We start from the raw sequence: 17,695 nt of genomic DNA on the forward strand, positions 1-17,695 counted from the left end.
AAACTCTCCTGCCAGTCGGGTGAAACGGAACGCCCCTCAGTCTACGTTTCGTTCCGGCCGTCACCCAGTTGTTCGGTTGCGCAACACAGATCCGAACCGGTGGGCAATCTCGACGAGTGCGATACCGACAGCGCCGATGATCAACGCGCTCGTGGTGGCACCGACATTCGAGGGATCGAGTTTGAAGAATGTGCGGCAGAACGGGATTGCGAACAACAGCAGGTAGCCGCCGACGGATCCCGCGAGCAGCACCACCTTCCACCAGTTGTACGGCCGCGCAACGACGGCCAACACCCACAGCGCGATCATGATCAGCGTGATCAGGGCGGTGGTGCTCGCCTGGGTCACCTGGGTCTCGGAGGCGTTCGGACCCGCGTAGGCCAGCAGATACGACACGAACGTGCACGAGCCGACGATCAACCCGGACGGAACGGCCAATCGCATCACCCGCGAGACGAACCCGCTGCGTGCCCGTTCGTTGTTCGGGGCCAGCGAGAGCACGAACGCCGGAATGCCGATGGTGAACCACGCGGCGATGGTCACGTGCCTCGGCAGGAAGGGATACGGGATCGGCTCGAAATGGAAGACCTGCGACAGCACTCCCGAGAGACCGATGAGAAACGCCAGCAACACCGAGTACACGGTCTTGGTCAGGAACAGGTTGGACACGCGCTCGATGTTGCCGATGACGCGTCGCCCCTCCCCCACCACGTAGGGCAGGGTGGCGAACTTGTTGTCCAACAACACGATCTGCGCGACGGCACGCGTGGCTGCACTACCCGAGCCCATCGAGACACCGATATCGGCATCCTTCAGTGCGAGCACGTCGTTGACGCCGTCACCGGTCATCGCAACGGTGTGGCCACGAGACTGCAACGCGCCCACCATCGCACGCTTCTGGTCCGGCCGAACGCGGCCGAACGTCGTCGAGTTCTGCACGGTGTCGGCCAGTTGCTCGGAATCCTCGGGCAGGTCACGTGCGTCGATCGGGGCGTCGCCGCCCGGAAGACCGAGCGAGCCCGCGACCGCGCCGACCGACACGGCGTTGTCCCCGGAAATGACCTTGACCTGAACGTGCTGACTTGCGAAGTACTCCAACGTGTCTCGGGCGTCCTCGCGCACCTTCTGCTCGAGAATCACCAGAGCCCGCGGCGTGACGACTCCCGGCGCCGCGGTGTCGTCGACGGCGAGGTCACTACTGGCGAGCAGCAGTACCCGCAAGCCCTTGGACCCGGCATCTTCGGCCTGTCGAGCGGTCTCCGAAGTCGGGTCGAGCAACACGTCCGGAGCACCGAGCAGCCAGTTACCGTGCTCACCGTACGACAGACCGCTCCACTTCTTGGCCGAGGAGAACGGAGCCACCGCGCTCTGCGTCCACCCCGGCGCGTCGGGGTATGCCTCGGCAACGGCCTGCACACTGGCATTGGGCCGCGGATCGTCGTGCGCCAGAGACGCCAAAACTTCTGTCACCGAGCCGGAGTCGCGCTCGTCGATCACCACCAATTCCGAGAGCCGCATGCCGTTCTCGGTGAGCGTGCCGGTCTTGTCGGCGCACACCACGTCGACGCGCGCGAGCCCCTCGATGGCAGGCAATTCCTGCACCAGACACTGCCGCTGCCCGAGCCTGATGACACCCACCGCGAACGCGATCGACGTCATCAGGACGAGACCCTCGGGGACCATCGGAACGAGCGCCGCGACCATGCCGTTCAAGGCAGGCTTCAAAGCCTGCCCGCTGGAGAACAATTGGTTGTAGATGATCAGCGCGCCGGCCGGAATCATCAGGTAAGTGATGAATTTCAAGATCTTGTCGATACCGCTGCGCAGCTCGGACTTGACCAGGGTGAACTTGCTGGCCTCCTCGGCGAGCTTGGCCGCGTAGGCGTCGCGTCCGACCTTCGTCGCCCGATAGGCCCCACTGCCCGAAACGACGAAGCTGCCCGAAAGTACCTGCGCTGCTTCGAGTTTGTGCACGGTATCGGCCTCGCCGGTGAGCAACGATTCGTCGATCTCCAGGCTCGCCGTCTCGATCACCTCGCCGTCGACGACGATCTGATCACCGGGGCCCAGTTCGACGATGTCACCGAGGACGACCTCGTCGGGCGGAATCTGTTGCGAGACACCGTCGCGTCGCACCTGCGGCTTGTTCTGGCCGACGATGGCCAGCCGATCCAGCGTGCGCTTGGCGCGGATCTCCTGAATGATTCCTATGCCACTGTTCGCGACGATCAACAGCCCGAACATGCCGTCGATCACCGAGCCCGTCGAGAGCACGATGATCAGCAGTACGCCGAGAATCGCGTTGATTCGGGTGAACACATTGCCCCGGACGATGTCGCGGACCGAACGTGACGCGCGAGCGGGGACGTCGTTCGATTTCCCCTCGGCCCGCAGTGCGGCGACCTCCGCCTCGGTCAGCCCGGTGTCCCGCTGTGCATCGGCGTCGATAGACATGGGTGCAGCCTAGTTGGGTCGTTCCTGCAGGCTCCACTCCTTGCCTGGAGCGGCCTCAGCCCAGACGGGTCCACCAGCGATCGTCGTGCAGCGTTCTCATGCCGTCTATTCGCTGGCCCGGCATCGGTACCGCAACCTGCACACCCACGTCCTGCGCAGCGGCGTGCAGTCGCACGATCGGTTCGGACCACGGATGGAATGCCAGGTTGAACGTCGCCCAATGGATCGGCACGAACATCCCCGACGGCGTCAGATCGACATGCGCGGTGACAGCCTCCTCGGGATTCATGTGAATGTCCGGCCAGCGCACGTCGTAGGCCCCGACCGGAAGAAGCGTCAGGTCGAAGGGCCCGTACTTGCTGCCGATCTCTGCGAATTTCGGTGTGTAACCGGTGTCGCCGCCGAAGAAGACGCGTCGCACCGGACCGGCGAACGCCCAGGACGCCCACTGCGTCGAATCGCGAGTCAGGCCGCGTCCGGAGAAGTGACGAGCCTCGGTGCACGTGACGGTGAGCCCACCGATGGCCGTCTGCTCGTCCCAATCGAGTTCGATGATGCGCTCACCCGGCACCCGCCACTTGCGCAGGTGCGCGCCGATGCCCAGCGGCACGACGAAGGGGGCCGACTGCGTGCTCGCCAGCTTCTGCACCGTCGCCTTGTCGAGATGGTCGTAATGATCGTGGGAGATCACGATGGCGTCGACCCGAGGTAGATCGGTCAGGGCGACCGGGGTCGGATGCAGCCGTGCCGGCCCCACCACCGAGGACGGGGACACGCGCTTGCTCCACACCGGATCGGCGAGAATGCGATACCCGTCGACCTCGACGAGCACACTCGAATGTCCGTACCAGGTGACCGCCAGCTCGCCCGCATCCACCGGCGCGATCGGCGGTGCCAGTGGAATCGGCCGCTGCGGCCTGCCCTTACCTCGCTCGGTGAACAGCGAGACGAGCATGTTCTTCTGCCCCTTCTCGCCGCGACCCGGGACGTAACTCGAACTGGGGTCGGAGTTGTGGAATCGGCGGTCGCGGTAGCGCGGGGACCCGGCCGCGTACGGAGTGATGTGCACTCTCCTGGCACCGATGGCCGACGGAAGACCCCACAGCGCACGCGCCAACCATGCCCCACCCAACGCTGCGGTTGCTCCTGCTACGAACTTCGTCTTCGTCACGGGCACCACAGTAGGCGGCGCCGACGTCTTCGCAGCTCACCCGTAGCCTTGCCGTAGAATATTTGCGTCGGTTTTGCTGCTAGAAGGGGAGACATTGAGTACCGAACAGCTCGAATTCCAGGCGGAGACGCGTCAGCTCCTGGATCTGATGGTGCACTCCATCTACTCCAACAAGGACAGCTTTCTCCGTGAACTGATCTCGAACTCCTCGGACGCGCTGGACAAGCTGCGCCTGGAGTCGTACCGCAACAAGGATCTGGACGTCGACGTCTCGGATCTGCACATCGAGATCGATATCGACTCCTCCGCTCGTACCCTCACCATCCGGGACAACGGCATCGGAATGTCGCGCTCGGAGGTCATCGACCTCATCGGCACCCTCGCCAAGTCCGGCACCGCCGAGGTGCGCAAGAAGCTCAAGGAAGCCAAGGACGCCGCCGCCTCCGAGGAACTCATCGGCCAGTTCGGCATCGGCTTCTACTCCACGTTCATGGTGGCCGAGAAGGTCACGCTGCTCACCCGCAAGGCCGGTGAGAGCACGGCCACCAAGTGGGAGTCCACCGGCGAGGGCACCTACGAGATCACCGACGTCGACGACGCCCCGCAGGGCTCCTCGGTGACGCTCGCTCTCAAGCCCGCCGACGAGGAAGACCACCTCCACGACTACGCGTCCGAGCGCAAGATCAAGGAACTGGTCAAGAAGTACTCCGACTTCATCGCCTGGCCCATTCGCATCGACGTCGAGAAGCGCGTCAAGAGCGAAGAGGAGGGCGGCGAGGACACGGTCACCATCGAGACCGAGACGATCAACTCGCAGAAGGCGCTGTGGACCCGATCCAAGGACGAGGTGTCCGAGGAGGAATACAAGGAGTTCTACAAGCACGTCAGCCACGCCTGGGACGAGCCGCTCGAGGTCATCCCGTTCAAGGCCGAGGGCACGTTCGAATACCAAGCGCTGCTGTTCATTCCGTCGCAGGCACCGTTCGACCTGTTCATGCGCGAGAGCAAGGCCGGCGTACATCTGTACGTCAAGCGCGTGTTCATCATGGACGACTCGCAGGAACTGCTGCCCGAGTACCTGCGCTTCGTCAAGGGTGTCGTCGACGCAGCAGACCTCTCGCTCAACGTCTCTCGCGAGATTCTGCAGCAGGACCGGCAGATCCGCGCGATCCGTCGACGCCTGACCAAGAAGGTGCTCTCCACGGTCAAGGAGCTGCAGAGCGAGCAGCCCGACAAGTACAAGACGCTGTGGTCGCAGTTCGGCACGGTCCTCAAGGAAGGCCTGATCTCCGACGCCGACAACCGCGAAACCCTGTTGGGCATCTCGTCGTTCGCGTCCACCCACTCGGAAGAGGGTCTGACGACCCTCGCCGAGTACGTGGACCGAATGAAGGACGGCCAGCAGCAGATCTACTACATGACGGGCGAATCCCGTCAGCAGATCGAGAGCTCGCCGCACATGGAGGCGTTCAAGGCTCGTGGCCTCGAAGTCCTGCTGCTCACCGACTCGGTCGACGAGGTGTGGGTCGGCAACGTCACCGACTTCGACGGAAAGTCGTTCCAGTCCATCGCCAAGGGCGAGGTGGACCTCGACACCGAAGAGGAGAAGAAGGAGTCCGAGGCCAAGCGCGAGGAGCAGGACAAGGAATTCGCCGACCTGCTCACCTGGCTGACCGACACCCTCGGCGAGGACGTCAAGGAGGTACGTCTGTCGACGCGCCTGACGACGTCACCGGCCTGCGTCGTCGGCGACGAGTTCAGCTTCTCCCCGCAGCTCGAGAAGATGTACAAGGCGTCGGGCCAGTTCGTGCCGACCTCCAAGCGCATCCTCGAACTCAACCCGAACCACGACCTGGTGACGGGACTGAAGAAGGCTCGCGAGGATCGTAGCGACGATCCACACCTCGCCGAGACCGCCGAATTGCTCTATGCGACGGCACTTCTGGCCGAGGGTACCGAGCTGAAGGATCCGGCGAAGTTCTCGAAGTTGCTCGCCGATCGGTTGACGCGCACCATCTGAGCGGCTGCGCCGCATGTGAGTGGAACTTCGTAGCCTGCTACGAAGTTCCACTCACATGGGTGGGTCACTGCGGAGGGAGGATGTGCTCCCCCGTCTTGTCAGTGCTCAGCGACAGTGAACTGATGTACTGCTTCTCCCCGTTGGGCCCCGGCACGTTGGACGCGATCATGTCGGGTCGCTCGAATTCCATGCCACTGACGTGGCACATCACGAGTTCGTCGGACGGGTTGCCGTGCTCGTCGAACATCGGCAGATCGATGCCGTCGTCGGTGCGTCGCAGGTAGTACTTGCCCTTGGTCGCCATCGCCAGGATGGGCGGAAGCACCAGCGCGAGAACGAGAGCCACGATCGGCGAATACGGTTTGATCGCAGATCCGAATGCCCCGAAGAACACCAGAATCGACAGGATCGCCGATACCGCCATCGATCCGAAGCCGACCGGGTTGATGTTGTAGAGCATGCCGCGTCGGAACTCGGGCACCTTGGGCGAGAGCTTGAGAATGTACTTGTTGAACACGATGTCCGAGGCCACCACGGCGATCCACGCGATACCGCAGTTGGCGTAGAAGCCGAGGATGCTGTTGAGGAAGTCGAACATGTTGGCTTCCATCAGGATCAGCGCGATCGCGAGGTTGAACAGCACGAACACCATGCGGCCCGGATACGTCTTGGTGAGGCGGGTGTAGGAGTTGGTCCACGCCAGCGATCCGGAATACGCGTTGGTCACGTTGATCTTGATCTGGCTGATGACGACCAGGATCACCGCGAGGGTCATTGCGAGCCAACCCGGCATGAAGTTCTCGTAAATCTCCAGGAACTGGTGCACCGGCTCGTTGGCAATGGTGGATCCGTCGACGACGTTGGCGATCAGGTACACGGCGAGGAAGAGGCCGACGACCTGCTTGAGGGCACCGAAGATGACCCAGCCGGGGCCGGCGAGAAGCACTGCAGTCCACCAGCGTCGGGAATTCTCGGGAGTCTTGGGCGGCATGAAACGCAGGTAGTCGATCTGCTCGGCGATCTGCGCGATGAGCGAGAGACACACGCCTGCGGCGAGCATCACCGATCCGACGTTGACGCCCTTGCCGTCGGCCCCGTCCTGACCGCCATAGGCGAAGAACTCGCCCACCGAGTCGGGATTGCTGATCACCAGGTACACGAACGGCAACACCATCAGGACGAGCCACAGCGGGGTCGTCCAGACCTGAAGTTTGGCAAGGGCTTTCATGCCGTAGATCACCAACGGAATCACCATGATCGTGGACACCGCGTACCCGATGGGCAACGGAATACTCAGACCCAGTTCGAGTCCTTGCGCCATGATCGAGCCTTCGAGCGCGAAGAAGATGAAGGTGAACGTCGCGAAGATGACGTTGGTGACGACCGATCCGTAATAGCCGAATCCGCTTCCGCGCGTAATCAAGTCGAGGTCGATGTTGTAACGGGCCGCATAGTAGGCAAGCGGAAGGCCGGTCAGGAAGATGACGACGGCGAACACCAGGATGCCCCACAGTGCATTGCCGGTTCCGTACGAGATTCCGATATTGGCACCGATGGCGAAATCCGCGAGATACGCGATGCCGCCGAGCGCGGACGTCGCGACAACACCGGTTCCCCATTTACGGTAGCTACGCGGCGCGAAGCGCAGCGTGTAGTCCTCGAGCGTCTCTTTCAGCGCGGTGTCTGTCGGCGCTGGCTGTACGGCGGTCATGGCTCAGTAACGTAGAACCGCCACGTTGCCGACGTGTCTTGAGCCGATGTAGCTGGTGTTAATCGAACCGGCTTATCGGACATACGTCTCGGAAAGTCCGTCCACCGGGCGGTGTCAGGCGGCTGTGCGGGCCGCCAGTAGCGAGAAGTTCGACAGTTCGGCACGCAGCATGTTCATCGCCCGGTGCTGGGCCACCCGCACTGCACCGGCCGTCATTCCCAGAGCTTCGCCGGTCTGCGGTGCCGTCAGGCCCCACACCACTCGCATCAGGATGATCTTGCTGTACTTCGGGGGCAGGGTGTTCATCAGGGCCTGCGCATGGGAGCGGAGTTCGTCGCCCAGCGCGACCTGCTCGGGACCGTCCTCACCCGACACTTCCTCGGGCAGCTCGGCCGTCGAGAACGTCTGCCGCAGAGCCGATCGTCGGCCGGCATCGGCCAGTTTGTGAGCAGCGATTCCGTAGACGAATGCCATGAACGGTTTGCCCATGTCGCGGTACTTGGGTATCGCGGTGACCAGAGCGAGGCAGACGTCCTGCACCACGTCGTCGGCCGCGACATCGAGATTGCCGATGCGGGCAGCGCAGTAGCGGCGAATCGGAGGCTGGATCAACACCAGTACGCGTTCGAGTGCGGCGCGGTCACCCGCGACGGCCCGCGGCACGACGTCTTCGAGCGTGTCCATGGAAGTGCTCATGGCCGATCTCCTTCTTGGCAACGCGCGCCCTCACCTGAACGCTCACCAGTACTTCGAGGCAGCCGACCGTTCGGCTTGGTCGGACCGGGTACCACATTCGAGAAAAATGTGACTCAGGTAACACGGCGTGTCGTATGAGCGACGTACCGGACAACATCCACGTCGCGTCACGTGACCCTGACACCGCGGAGCGCACATGAGTACCAGTGAGCAGAACCACCTGGTCGGTCGTCGGAGCACCGTCGCCGCCGGGGACGGCACCACGCTTGCAGTGCGCGAGTTCGGACGGCCCGATGCGGCTCTGACCGTGGTGTTCGTACACGGACACTGCCTGCGGATGCAGTCGTGGACCGAGCTGCGCACCCACGTCGAGGATGTCTGGGGCGAGGACACCCGAATCGTTCTGTACGACCACCGCGGCCACGGCGAGTCCGGCGCCGCAACGCCGGACAGCTGCACCATCGATCAGCTCGGCGAGGACTTGGCCGACGTGATCCGCGCTGTCGTTCCGGTGGGGCCGTTTGTCGTCATCGGACACTCGATGGGCGGCATGACGGCGCTCTCCTACGCGCGTCAGTACCCGGATGCCGTCGGCTCGCGCCTGGTCGGGGTCGGGTTGATCGCGACGTCCGCGGGCGGGATCACCGATGACGGCCTCGGTAGTTGCCTCGCGCATCCGGCCGTGTCGGCGTTTCAGGCAGCTGTTCGACGCGCCCCTCGACTGATGTCGGGTGCCAAGCGGCTCAGTCGCGGGGTCTGCGCCCCCATCGTCAGGACGGCGGGATGCGGCTCCCACAAAGTCAGCCCGCGGGTGGTCACGCTGGCGACGGCCATGCTCGGCGACACGTCCATCGTGACGATGGCCGGCTTCCTCGGCGCGTTCCGCGGTCTCGACGAAGTGACCGGTCTGGCTGCACTGGCCTCGATTCCCACCCTGGTGCTCTGCGGTTCGGACGATCTGATGACGCCGATGCGACACTCGGAAACCCTCGCCGCCCATCTTCCCGACGCACGGTTGGTACGTATCGCGCAGGCCGGACACATGGTGATTCTCGAACGAGCACACGAGGTGGCCGACGCCATCGTCGAACTCGTGACGGCAGCTCGGCGCGCTCACGTGGGGGATCTGGAACTGGCCCGCTAGACCTACCGACGACTGTGGCCCGCACCGGATATCCGGTGCGGGCCACAGTTCTACCGTCGGAAGTTACTTCTTGACGGCGGGGGGAGCGTTGAGCAGCTGGATGAACTGTCCGGCGTTTCCGATGACCGCGCCGAGGCCACCGGCGGAGGTGCCGGCGAGCGATCCGATGGCACCGAGGGCGATCGCGCCGATGACGCAGCCGCCGATGGGGCCTGCTCCGAGAAGAGTTGCGACCGGTGCGGTCACGACGACTCCGGTGATGATTCCGAGGATGCATCCGCCGACGATTCCGGTTGCAGCACCGAGGAATCCACCGACGGAGGCGGTGAGGCTGAGGTTGTCCTTGACGCCTGCGACTGCGGCGGGCAGGTCGACCTGCTGCAGGCCGGGAAGGGAGGTGGAGACCGGGGTTGCGGCGGCAGGCGAGACATCAGCGGTCAGAGTGGCGTGGTTACCGTCGATGTCGGCAGCGACGGGGTGCGAGAATCCGTCGGCGGCGATGGCGAGCGGTACGGAGTCGACGAGTGCGCCGTTGGCGTCACGGACGACCAGGTGGTTGTCTTCGTTGCTCAGGGTGCCGGCCGTCGTGTCGACGAGGACCTGGTTGCCGGCCTGGGTGACGTTCCACCCGACGGCAGCGGCGGGAGCCGGGGCCGGATCCGCATAGGCGGTGCCCATGGCGGTCGTCATCGCTGCAATGACCAATGCGGACGTTGCCGCGAATCGAGTCAGCTTCATGTTCCTCAGTCTTTCGTCGTGTCCATCTCTCGATACCGAGCAGCGAAAAGCTATGGGTGGAACACGCGAGTGAGGCGAACCCGAGATGAACGAACGGGGTCGATCCGTACAACGATCGAACGTATCAACCCAAAAGGGACACAACAGTTTTCAAGTACCAGCTGGTTCGTAAAGGGTGCGCAGAGTTTGCCCCTACTTACCGAAAAGACCAGGCTTGTTGCTGCCTCCGTGGCCCACTCCGAAGTCGTAGGCGGACTCGGCATGCTCGTGCTCGTCCAGGCCGTCGGCCTCGTGCTGCGCGTCGGCGCGCACGCCCATGACGGCCTTGATTGCGAACGCGATAGCGGTGGTGACGACTGCGGTGTACACGAACACCGCCACCACCGCGATCGCCTGCACCCACAGCTGATGCAGGCCGCCGCCGTAGAACAGACCGTCCACACCCGCCGGCATCTGCGCACTGGCGACGAGTCCGATCATCAGCGTTCCGACGACACCGCCGACGAGATGCACACCGACGACGTCGAGTGAGTCGTCGTAGCCGAAGCGGTATTTGAGGCCGATCGCCAACGCGCACAACGCGCCCGAGACGATGCCGATCGCCGCTGCACCGATCGGTGTGACGGCAGTACACGACGGCGTGATCGCAACGAGTCCGGCCACCACACCCGAGGCCGCACCGAACGACGTCGCGTGCCCGTCCCGCCATTTCTCGACGACGAGCCACGCGGCCATCGACAGCGCGCCGGCACCCATCGTGTTCACCAGTGCCACTGCGGCGACGCCGTCGGCCGCCAACGACGAGCCCGCGTTGAACCCGAACCAGCCGAACCAGAGCAGTCCGGCTCCGAGCATGACGGCCGGAAGATTGTGCGGACGCATGGGATCTCGCGGCCACCCGCTCCGTTTGCCGACCACAAGGGCCAGCACCAGCCCGGCCACACCCGCGTTGATCTCCACGGCCGTGCCACCGGCGAAGTCGATCGCGCCGAGCCTGTTGGTGATCCACCCGCCGAACTCACTGGTGAGCCCGTCGAGCGAGAACACCCAGTGCGCCACAGGGAAATACACCAGCGTGGACCACAGGGCTGCGAACAGCACCCACGGCACGAAGCGCATCCGGTCGGCGACCGCACCGGAGATCAGCGCGACCGTCACCATGGCGAATCCCGCCTGGAACGCTGCGAACACCAACGCCGGAACGGTTCCCACCAACGGAATCGACACCGTGCCCGCCGCCGAGGTGTACACGCCGCCGAGCAAACCCTCGAAACCTGCGTACTGCAACGGGTTTCCGATCCAGCCGCCGAGAACGTTGTCGCCGAACACCATCGAGAACCCGAACACCAACCACAGCAGCCACACCACGGCGATGGCCGACAGGCTCATCATCATCATGTTCAGCACGCTCTTCGAGCGCACCATGCCGCCGTAGAAGAAGGCCAAGCCCGGCGTCATCAGCAAAACCAGCGCGGTACTGGCCAGCAACCAGGCCGTGTCGCCCGCGTCGGGCGCTCCGCTGATCACTTGCCCACGAATTTCGGTGCGCGCTTCTCGGCTCTCGCGCGGCGCGCTTCCTTCATGTCCGCACTGCTCCAGGCGGCCTCGAATGCCGCGCGCTGTGCGGGCGTCGGATCGTCGTGCGCGCCGTCGTCGTTGAACACCAGCTTGAGGTGTCGCAGCGCCAGGGGTGCGAGAGCGGTGATCGAGTGCGCCCACTGCACGGCAACATCGCGATCGCCGAGCTTGTTGGCCAGACCGCACGTGTACGCCTGATCGGCGTGTACCCGTTCGCCGCCGAGCAGGATCGTGCGCGCCACGCCGCCGCCGGCCAATGCCGCCAGCCGCTTGATCGTCCAGTTGCTCACTGCGATTCCGAGACGTGTGGAGGGAATCTCGAAGAATGCCTCGGGTGCGACCACCCGCAGGTCGCAGGCAATGGCCAGTTGCGTCCCCGCTCCGACGGCAGGCCCGTTGATCGCCGCCACGACGGGAACGGACACTCGCTCGATGGCGGTGAGCATGCCTTCCAGCGTCTCGCCGAACGCGTCGGGAAACGCATCTCCGGTCAGGTCGGCACCGGCACAGAAACTACTGCCCTGCCCGGTGATCACCACGACCCGCGCGCCGTCGGCATCCGCCTGCTCGACCTCGCGTCGTAGCGCGACACAGAGATCCGTGCTCAGCGCATTGCGCTTGTCCGGTCGCTGCAGTTCCAGGATGACGACATCGCCGTCACGAGTGTGTCCGATCACGCCGAGCAGGTTACCGGCTGGTAGCGGCGGTCACCGGGCGGGGCCTGATCTACTGATACTCGTGATCGACACTCGGGTTGCTGTCATCGGCGCCGGCCAGGCCGGGCTCTCGGCCGGCTACCACCTCAGGCGGGCCGGACTTGCCGCAGGTGCGGGCTTCGTCATGCTCGACCGCTCCCCCGGACCCGGCGGTGCCTGGCAGTTCCGGTGGCCGTCGCTGACGCTCAGCACCGTCAACGGAGTGCACGATCTGCCCGGGATGCCGTTCGCCGACACGCTGGGAGACGAGCCACCCGAATCCATCGCGGCAGCCGACGCGGTTCCCCGCTACTACCGCGCGTACGAGGAACGGTTCGAACTGAATGTCCGACGCCCCGTCACGGTGACGGTCGTGTGCGACCGCGAACCTCTCTTTCGAGTCGAGGCCGGGGACACGGTCGTCATAGCCGAGGGCCTCATCAATGCGACCGGAACGTGGGAGAAACCGTTCGTTCCGCACTACGACGGGGCCGAGACCTTCACCGGTAGACAACTGCACACCAAGGACTACCGAACCGCGGACGAGTTCGTCGGCAAACACGTCGTCGTGGTCGGCGGCGGGATCTCGGCCGTCCAGCTGCTCGACGAGATCTCCCAGGTGACGACGACTACGTGGGTGACGCGTCGACCACCGGTGTTCCGGGACAGCCGATTCGACCACGACGCCGGACGCAAAGCCGTCGCCATGGTCGAGGAGCGAGTGCGAGCGGGTCTGCCGCCGGGCTCGGTCGTCTCGGTGACCGGTCTGTTGCTCACCCCGTCGCTGGCTGCCGCACGTGAGCGTGGCGCTCTCGAACGCAAGCCGATGTTCTCGTCCATCACCGCCGATTCCGTTGTGTGGGAGGACGGTTCGACCCAGCACGCCGACGTGATCCTGTGGGCCACCGGATTTCGCAGCGCCCTCGATCACCTCGCTCCGCTGCGACTGCGCGGGCACGGCGGCGGAATCGTCATGGACGGCAGGCTGACCACCCGGGTGGCCGCGAACCATCGCGTCCACCTGCTGGGGTACGGCCCGTCCGCGAGCACGATCGGGGCGAACCGGGCCGGGCGAGCAGCGGTGACGGAGTTGCTCGAGACCCTGGGCTGAGTCCTTATGGCGAGGAGAGCTGCTCGACGACGAACTTGGCCAGGGAACCGAGACGCGCACGGCTCGGCATCGACGTCGGAACGCCCAACGCATCCAACGGTGCCGACGTCACCGGCCCCACGCAGATCGCGGCGACGGGGCCTCGAAGTGCGGCGAGGAAGCCGTCGAGCATGGCGTTGTCCTTGGCCGTCGACAGCAGGGAGGCGACGGCGGGAGCGCTCGTGAACGTCACCGCGTCGACGCGGTGCTCGATGATCTGTGCCAACAAGTCGAGGAGCGGGGCCTGATCGACGGGGCGGATCCAGCGGTATACCGGGATCGGTCTTACCTGCGCACCGAGTTCGCTCAGAGCATCGCTCAGATGAATCGTCGGTTCCCATTCGGTGATGACGCCGTGCAGTTGCACGGCAATGTCGGCACCGGAAACACCCTGGGCAGCAAGGTGATCGGCGACTTCCTGCGATGCTTCGGTGGCGGGCGACCATTCCTCACGCAGCCCGGCACCCCTGATCGCACCACGTGCTTTGGGGCCACGAGCAATGATTCGCGTGTGCTCGAGCGCTGCCAGGAGGTCGTCGCGCACACCCCATTCGGCCGCCGCGTCGAGCCAGCCCCGGAAGCCGATACCGGTGCTGATCACGACGATCTGCGGTGGGCGTTCGACGATGCCCTCGGTGGCAGACTTCAACTCCGAGTCGTCGATGAGGGGCAGAACGTGAATCGCCGCGGCGTGAACTATGTTCGCGCCGCGGCGTTCGAGCATGGTGGCCAATTCGTCTGCACGCCGCTCGGCGGTGAGGGCAACGGTCTTGCCTGCGAGCGGTTCCGACATGGGTACAGACTAGGCCCCCATGTGAGTGGAACTTCGTAGTCCACTACGAAGTTCCACTCACATGGCGGGTCAGCTGCTGAACTTGTCCGGGTCCGGGCCGGTTCGGCCGTCGGCGGTGTCCAGAGCGTTGATCTGCTGAATCTCGTCGTTGCTCAGCTCGAAGCCGAACACGTCGAAGTTGCTCGCGATCCGCTCGGGAGTGACCGACTTGGGGATCACGACGTTGCCGAGCTGAATGTGCCAGCGCAGAATCACCTGGGCCGGGGTGACGCCGTGCGCCTCGGCGATGGGCACGAAGGCCGGGTCGTCGAGCACGGTGCCGGAGCCGAGCGGACTCCAGGCCTCGGTGGCGATGCCCTTCGAGGTGTGGAAAGCGCGCAGTTCTTCCTGGATGAAGCGCGGATGCAATTCGATCTGGTTGACCGACGGGACCTCACCGACGGCGTCCATCAGCTTCTCGAGCGTGGGGATGGTGAAGTTGGAGACGCCGATCGAACCGATGCGGCCGTCCGACTTCAGCTTCTGGAACGCCTTGAACGTGTCGATGTACTTGTCGCGATCGAGCTGCTGCCAGTGAATCAGGTACAGGTCCAGGTATTCGAGTCCCAGACGATCCATGCTGGCGTCGAAGGCCTTCAAGGTGGAGTCGTAACCCTGATCGTCGTTCCACAGCTTGGTGGTGACGAACAGTTCGTCGCGCGCGATGCCGGACTCCGCGATCGCCTTGCCGGTGCCGGCCTCGTTCTCGTACACCTTGGCGGTATCGATGCTGCGGTACCCGACCTTCAGCGCCTCGGACACTGCGGCCTGGGCACCGTCGTCGGGAACCTGCCACACACCGAACCCGAGCTGGGGAATGGACGTGCCGTCGTTGAGCACGATGGTCGGGACAGTACTGGTCTCGGCTGAATACGTCATACGAATGCCAACGGTGGGTGGGGTGGTGTTGTTCCCGGCCCCTATGGTTTCGGTGTGACCGCAACGCTTCGTATCGACGATCTCGCCGCTTTTCACGGCGATCGAACACTGTTCTCCGGCCTCGATCTGACGGTGACCGAGGGTGATGTGATCGGACTCGTCGGGGCGAACGGTGCAGGTAAATCGACGCTGTTGACGCTGCTCGCGGGGGTCGGCACGGCCGATCACGAGGGTGAGATCTACACCAGCCCGCCCGACGCGACCGTCGGTTATCTGGCGCAGGAGCCCGAGCGCATCGCCGGGGAGACCGTGTTGGATTTCCTCGGCCGGCGTACCGGGGTCACCGATGCCGAAGCCTCCATGAACGCAGCCGCCGAGGCGTTGGGTTCGAGTGACGAGGACCTCTACACCCCGGCGCTGGAGAAGTGGCTGGCTCTCGGCGGCGCGGATCTGGCGGAGCGAACGGCGAAGGTGCTCGCGGATCTGGGCCTCGATGTCGACGGGTCTGCGCTGATGACGGCGCTGTCCGGTGGGCAGGCTGCCCGCGCCGGTCTCGCCGCGATTTTCCTCGCGCGTTACGACATTCTTCTGCTCGACGAGCCCACCAACGACCTGGACCTCGCAGGCCTCGAGCAACTCGAACAATTCGTCGTCGCGACGCGGGCGGCGATCGTCGTCGTCAGTCACGATCGCGAGTTTCTGGCTCGGACGGTGACCGGCGTCGTCGAGCTCGATCGAGCGCAGCGCCGCATCGACGTGTACGACGGCAGCTACCAGTCGTATCTGGCAGAGCGCGAGATTGCGCGCCAGCATGCCCGGGAGAAGTACGACGAGTTCGCAGACACCAAGTCGGCGTTGGAGTCTCGCGCCCAGATGCAGCGGAACTGGATGGAGTCGGGGGTGCGCAATGCGCGACGCAAGGCGACCGACAACGACAAGATCGCCCGCAAGACCCGCGCCGAGTCGACAGAGAAGCAGGCTGCGAAAGCCCGTCAGACGCAGCGGCGCATCGAGCGACTCGAGGTGGTCGAGGAGCCCCGCAAGGAATGGGAGCTGCGGATGGAAATTGCGGCCGCTCCTCGCAGCGGCACCGTCGTCTCGGTGTTGGGCGGGGCCGTCGTGCGGCGCTCCGCATTCACGTTCGGACCGGTCACGACACAGATCGAGTGGGGTGATCGAATCCTGATCACCGGGCCCAACGGCTCCGGCAAGACGACGTTGCTGTCGGTACTGCTGGGCAGGCTCAGCCCCGATGAGGGCACGGCCTCGCTCGGATCCGGAGTCGCTGTCGGCGAAATCGACCAGGCACGGGCATATTTCGTCGGCGAGGGCACAGTGTCCGACGCCCTCAGTGCCGCAGTTCCCGAGTGGCCCGACGCCGAGGTCCGCACACTGCTGGCCAAGTTCGGGCTGCGCGGCGACGACGCACTGCGGCCGGCATCCTCGCTCTCGCCCGGTGAGCGAACCCGCGCGGCACTCGCTTTGCTCCAGGCCCGCGGAGTCAATCTCCTGGTGCTCGACGAGCCGACCAACCACCTCGACCTGCCTGCCATCGAACAACTCGAACGGGCCATGGAGAACTTCGAGGGCACGCTGTTGCTGGTCACCCACGACCGCCGAATGCTCGACACGGTCCGCAGCACTCGTCACTGGACGATGAACGATGGGCAGCTGAGCGAGAAGTAGGTCGCGCTGAATCGGGTGCAGCTGGCCGCGGTGAGCGCGGTCAGCTGCACCCGATTCACGTCAGCTCAGCAGAATTTCGTTCACCTCGGCGGCGGGACGCATCGGCAACGTGTGATGCGTGGCTCCGTCGAGTATCACGGTCCGCGCTGCCGGTAGAACGGCATGCACAGTCGCTTCGATCTTGGATGCGTTGTGCACCTTCCCTTTCCCTGCGAGAACCACTGTGGTGCGGACACCGAAGTTCGCGAACGCAGCAGGTTTCGGCCGTTTCGGAACGATGGTTTTCGACGTCGGGGCGTGCGCGGCTCCGAGCGCGAGCACGTCGAGCCAATCCGGATCCAACTGCGCGTCATCGGTTTCCCATCGGACGAAAGCACGCTGCCGCTTCTCGTTGGGCGACAGCAGGATCGGCAGGGCATGCACCAGGTACCGCGGACTCATGGAGCCGAAGCAGGAATTGGGATCGAGTAACGTCAGCGCATCGACGCGGCTTTTGTTGTGCAGGGCGTACGCCAGAGCGATCATCGCGCCGTAGGAATGGCCGCACAGTGCGACGGTTCCAAGGCCCAGTTCATCCAGCACCGCCGTCACCCAGTTCAGCAGCTCGTCCACGGAGTCGATGGACTGCTCACCGGGAACACTCCGTCCGACGTCGCCCATGAGGTCGACCGCGTAGACCCGATAGTGCTGCGAGAGTGCGTTGATATTGGCGAACCAGACGGTCGACGTCGCACCCGCGCCCGGCAGCAACACCAGCGCCGGACCGTCGACGGGTCCGCAGGCGTTGATTCGTGTGGAGCCGTGCACCGTGTTCACGTCGATGGCCTGGGTATGTGCCGGCCACTCCCGCAGCACTCGGTCGTATACGGCATAGAACTTCTCCAACGTCACGGCAACCCTCTATTCTCTCGATGATCGAGATAGTAGACAATAGAGAGACT

Annotated in this window: 14 protein-coding genes; 4 read left to right on the top strand and 10 right to left on the bottom strand. The window is 64.5% G+C overall.

The genetic code is table 11. The annotated features are described in order from the left end of the window. Positions 1-60: 60 nt before the first annotated feature. Together E4P29_RS18155 and E4P29_RS18160 are read right to left on the bottom strand one after the other, a co-directional pair. On the bottom strand, positions 61-2,454 hold the full coding sequence (locus E4P29_RS18155) for an HAD-IC family P-type ATPase (RefSeq protein ID WP_135046576.1): 2,394 nt from the start codon (positions 2,452-2,454) through the stop codon (positions 61-63). 55 nt (positions 2,455-2,509) lie between these two features. Further along, positions 2,510-3,625 (bottom strand): MBL fold metallo-hydrolase, encoded by a 1,116-nt coding sequence (locus E4P29_RS18160; protein ID WP_135046577.1) that lies wholly within the window; start codon positions 3,623-3,625, stop codon positions 2,510-2,512. A gap of 94 nt (positions 3,626-3,719) precedes the next feature. Between E4P29_RS18160 and htpG the strand changes: the two genes are divergently transcribed. Further along, positions 3,720-5,645, top strand: coding sequence for a molecular chaperone HtpG (gene htpG / locus E4P29_RS18165; protein ID WP_135046578.1), 1,926 nt, complete (start codon positions 3,720-3,722; stop codon positions 5,643-5,645). Positions 5,646-5,709: 64 nt separating this feature from the next. On the opposite strand, the gene E4P29_RS18170 is transcribed toward htpG, so the two are convergent. Both E4P29_RS18170 and shbA read right to left on the bottom strand, forming a co-directional pair. Further along, complete coding sequence (locus E4P29_RS18170; RefSeq protein ID WP_135046579.1) at positions 5,710-7,356, bottom strand: hypothetical protein; 1,647 nt, start codon at positions 7,354-7,356, stop codon at positions 5,710-5,712. A 114-nt stretch (positions 7,357-7,470) separates the two neighbouring features. Continuing rightward, positions 7,471-8,052, bottom strand: a complete 582-nt coding sequence (gene shbA, locus E4P29_RS18175) for an RNA polymerase sigma factor ShbA (RefSeq protein ID WP_135046580.1) — start codon at positions 8,050-8,052, stop codon at positions 7,471-7,473. A gap of 196 nt (positions 8,053-8,248) precedes the next feature. Here shbA and E4P29_RS18180 point away from each other — a divergent pair, with 196 nt between their 5' ends. Continuing rightward, the gene (locus tag E4P29_RS18180; protein ID WP_135046581.1) at positions 8,249-9,196 is read left to right on the top strand and encodes an alpha/beta hydrolase; all 948 of its coding nucleotides are present in this window, start codon (positions 8,249-8,251) and stop codon (positions 9,194-9,196) included. A gap of 63 nt (positions 9,197-9,259) precedes the next feature. On the opposite strand, the gene E4P29_RS18185 is transcribed toward E4P29_RS18180, so the two are convergent. From E4P29_RS18185 to E4P29_RS18195, 3 genes are all read right to left on the bottom strand, one after another. Continuing rightward, positions 9,260-9,934 carry a hypothetical protein gene (locus E4P29_RS18185; protein WP_027495954.1) on the bottom strand — a complete coding sequence of 225 codons (675 nt, stop codon included), beginning with the start codon at positions 9,932-9,934 and terminating at the stop codon, positions 9,260-9,262. A 192-nt stretch (positions 9,935-10,126) separates the two neighbouring features. Beyond that, on the bottom strand, positions 10,127-11,461 hold the full coding sequence (locus E4P29_RS18190) for an ammonium transporter (protein WP_135046582.1): 1,335 nt from the start codon (positions 11,459-11,461) through the stop codon (positions 10,127-10,129). Continuing rightward, complete coding sequence (locus E4P29_RS18195; RefSeq protein ID WP_032371283.1) at positions 11,458-12,189, bottom strand: enoyl-CoA hydratase; 732 nt, start codon at positions 12,187-12,189, stop codon at positions 11,458-11,460. Before E4P29_RS18195 ends, E4P29_RS18190 begins: the two co-directional genes overlap by 4 nt. A gap of 55 nt (positions 12,190-12,244) precedes the next feature. On the opposite strand from E4P29_RS18195, the gene E4P29_RS18200 reads away from it, so the two are divergent. Further along, positions 12,245-13,318 carry an NAD(P)-binding domain-containing protein gene (locus E4P29_RS18200; protein ID WP_135046672.1) on the top strand — a complete coding sequence of 358 codons (1,074 nt, stop codon included), beginning with the start codon at positions 12,245-12,247 and terminating at the stop codon, positions 13,316-13,318. Positions 13,319-13,322: 4 nt separating this feature from the next. Here the strand turns inward: E4P29_RS18200 and E4P29_RS18205 are convergent, their stop codons facing one another. Together E4P29_RS18205 and E4P29_RS18210 are read right to left on the bottom strand one after the other, a co-directional pair. Beyond that, complete coding sequence (locus tag E4P29_RS18205) at positions 13,323-14,150, bottom strand: uroporphyrinogen-III synthase (RefSeq protein ID WP_135046583.1); 828 nt, start codon at positions 14,148-14,150, stop codon at positions 13,323-13,325. A 69-nt stretch (positions 14,151-14,219) separates the two neighbouring features. Beyond that, entirely contained in the window at positions 14,220-15,068 is an 849-nt protein-coding gene (locus tag E4P29_RS18210) for an aldo/keto reductase (protein WP_135046584.1), read from the bottom strand. 54 nt (positions 15,069-15,122) lie between these two features. Here E4P29_RS18210 and E4P29_RS18215 point away from each other — a divergent pair, with 54 nt between their 5' ends. After that, entirely contained in the window at positions 15,123-16,754 is a 1,632-nt protein-coding gene (locus E4P29_RS18215; protein ID WP_135046585.1) for an ABC-F family ATP-binding cassette domain-containing protein, read from the top strand. Between the two features lie 60 nt (positions 16,755-16,814). On the opposite strand, the gene E4P29_RS18220 is transcribed toward E4P29_RS18215, so the two are convergent. Continuing rightward, a complete protein-coding gene (locus tag E4P29_RS18220; protein WP_135046586.1) occupies positions 16,815-17,645 on the bottom strand; it encodes an alpha/beta fold hydrolase in 831 nt (276 codons plus the stop codon). Positions 17,646-17,695: the final 50 nt, after the last annotated feature.

The organism is Rhodococcus sp. 1R11, assembly GCF_004563845.1.
GTDB lineage: Bacteria > Actinomycetota > Actinomycetes > Mycobacteriales > Mycobacteriaceae > Rhodococcoides.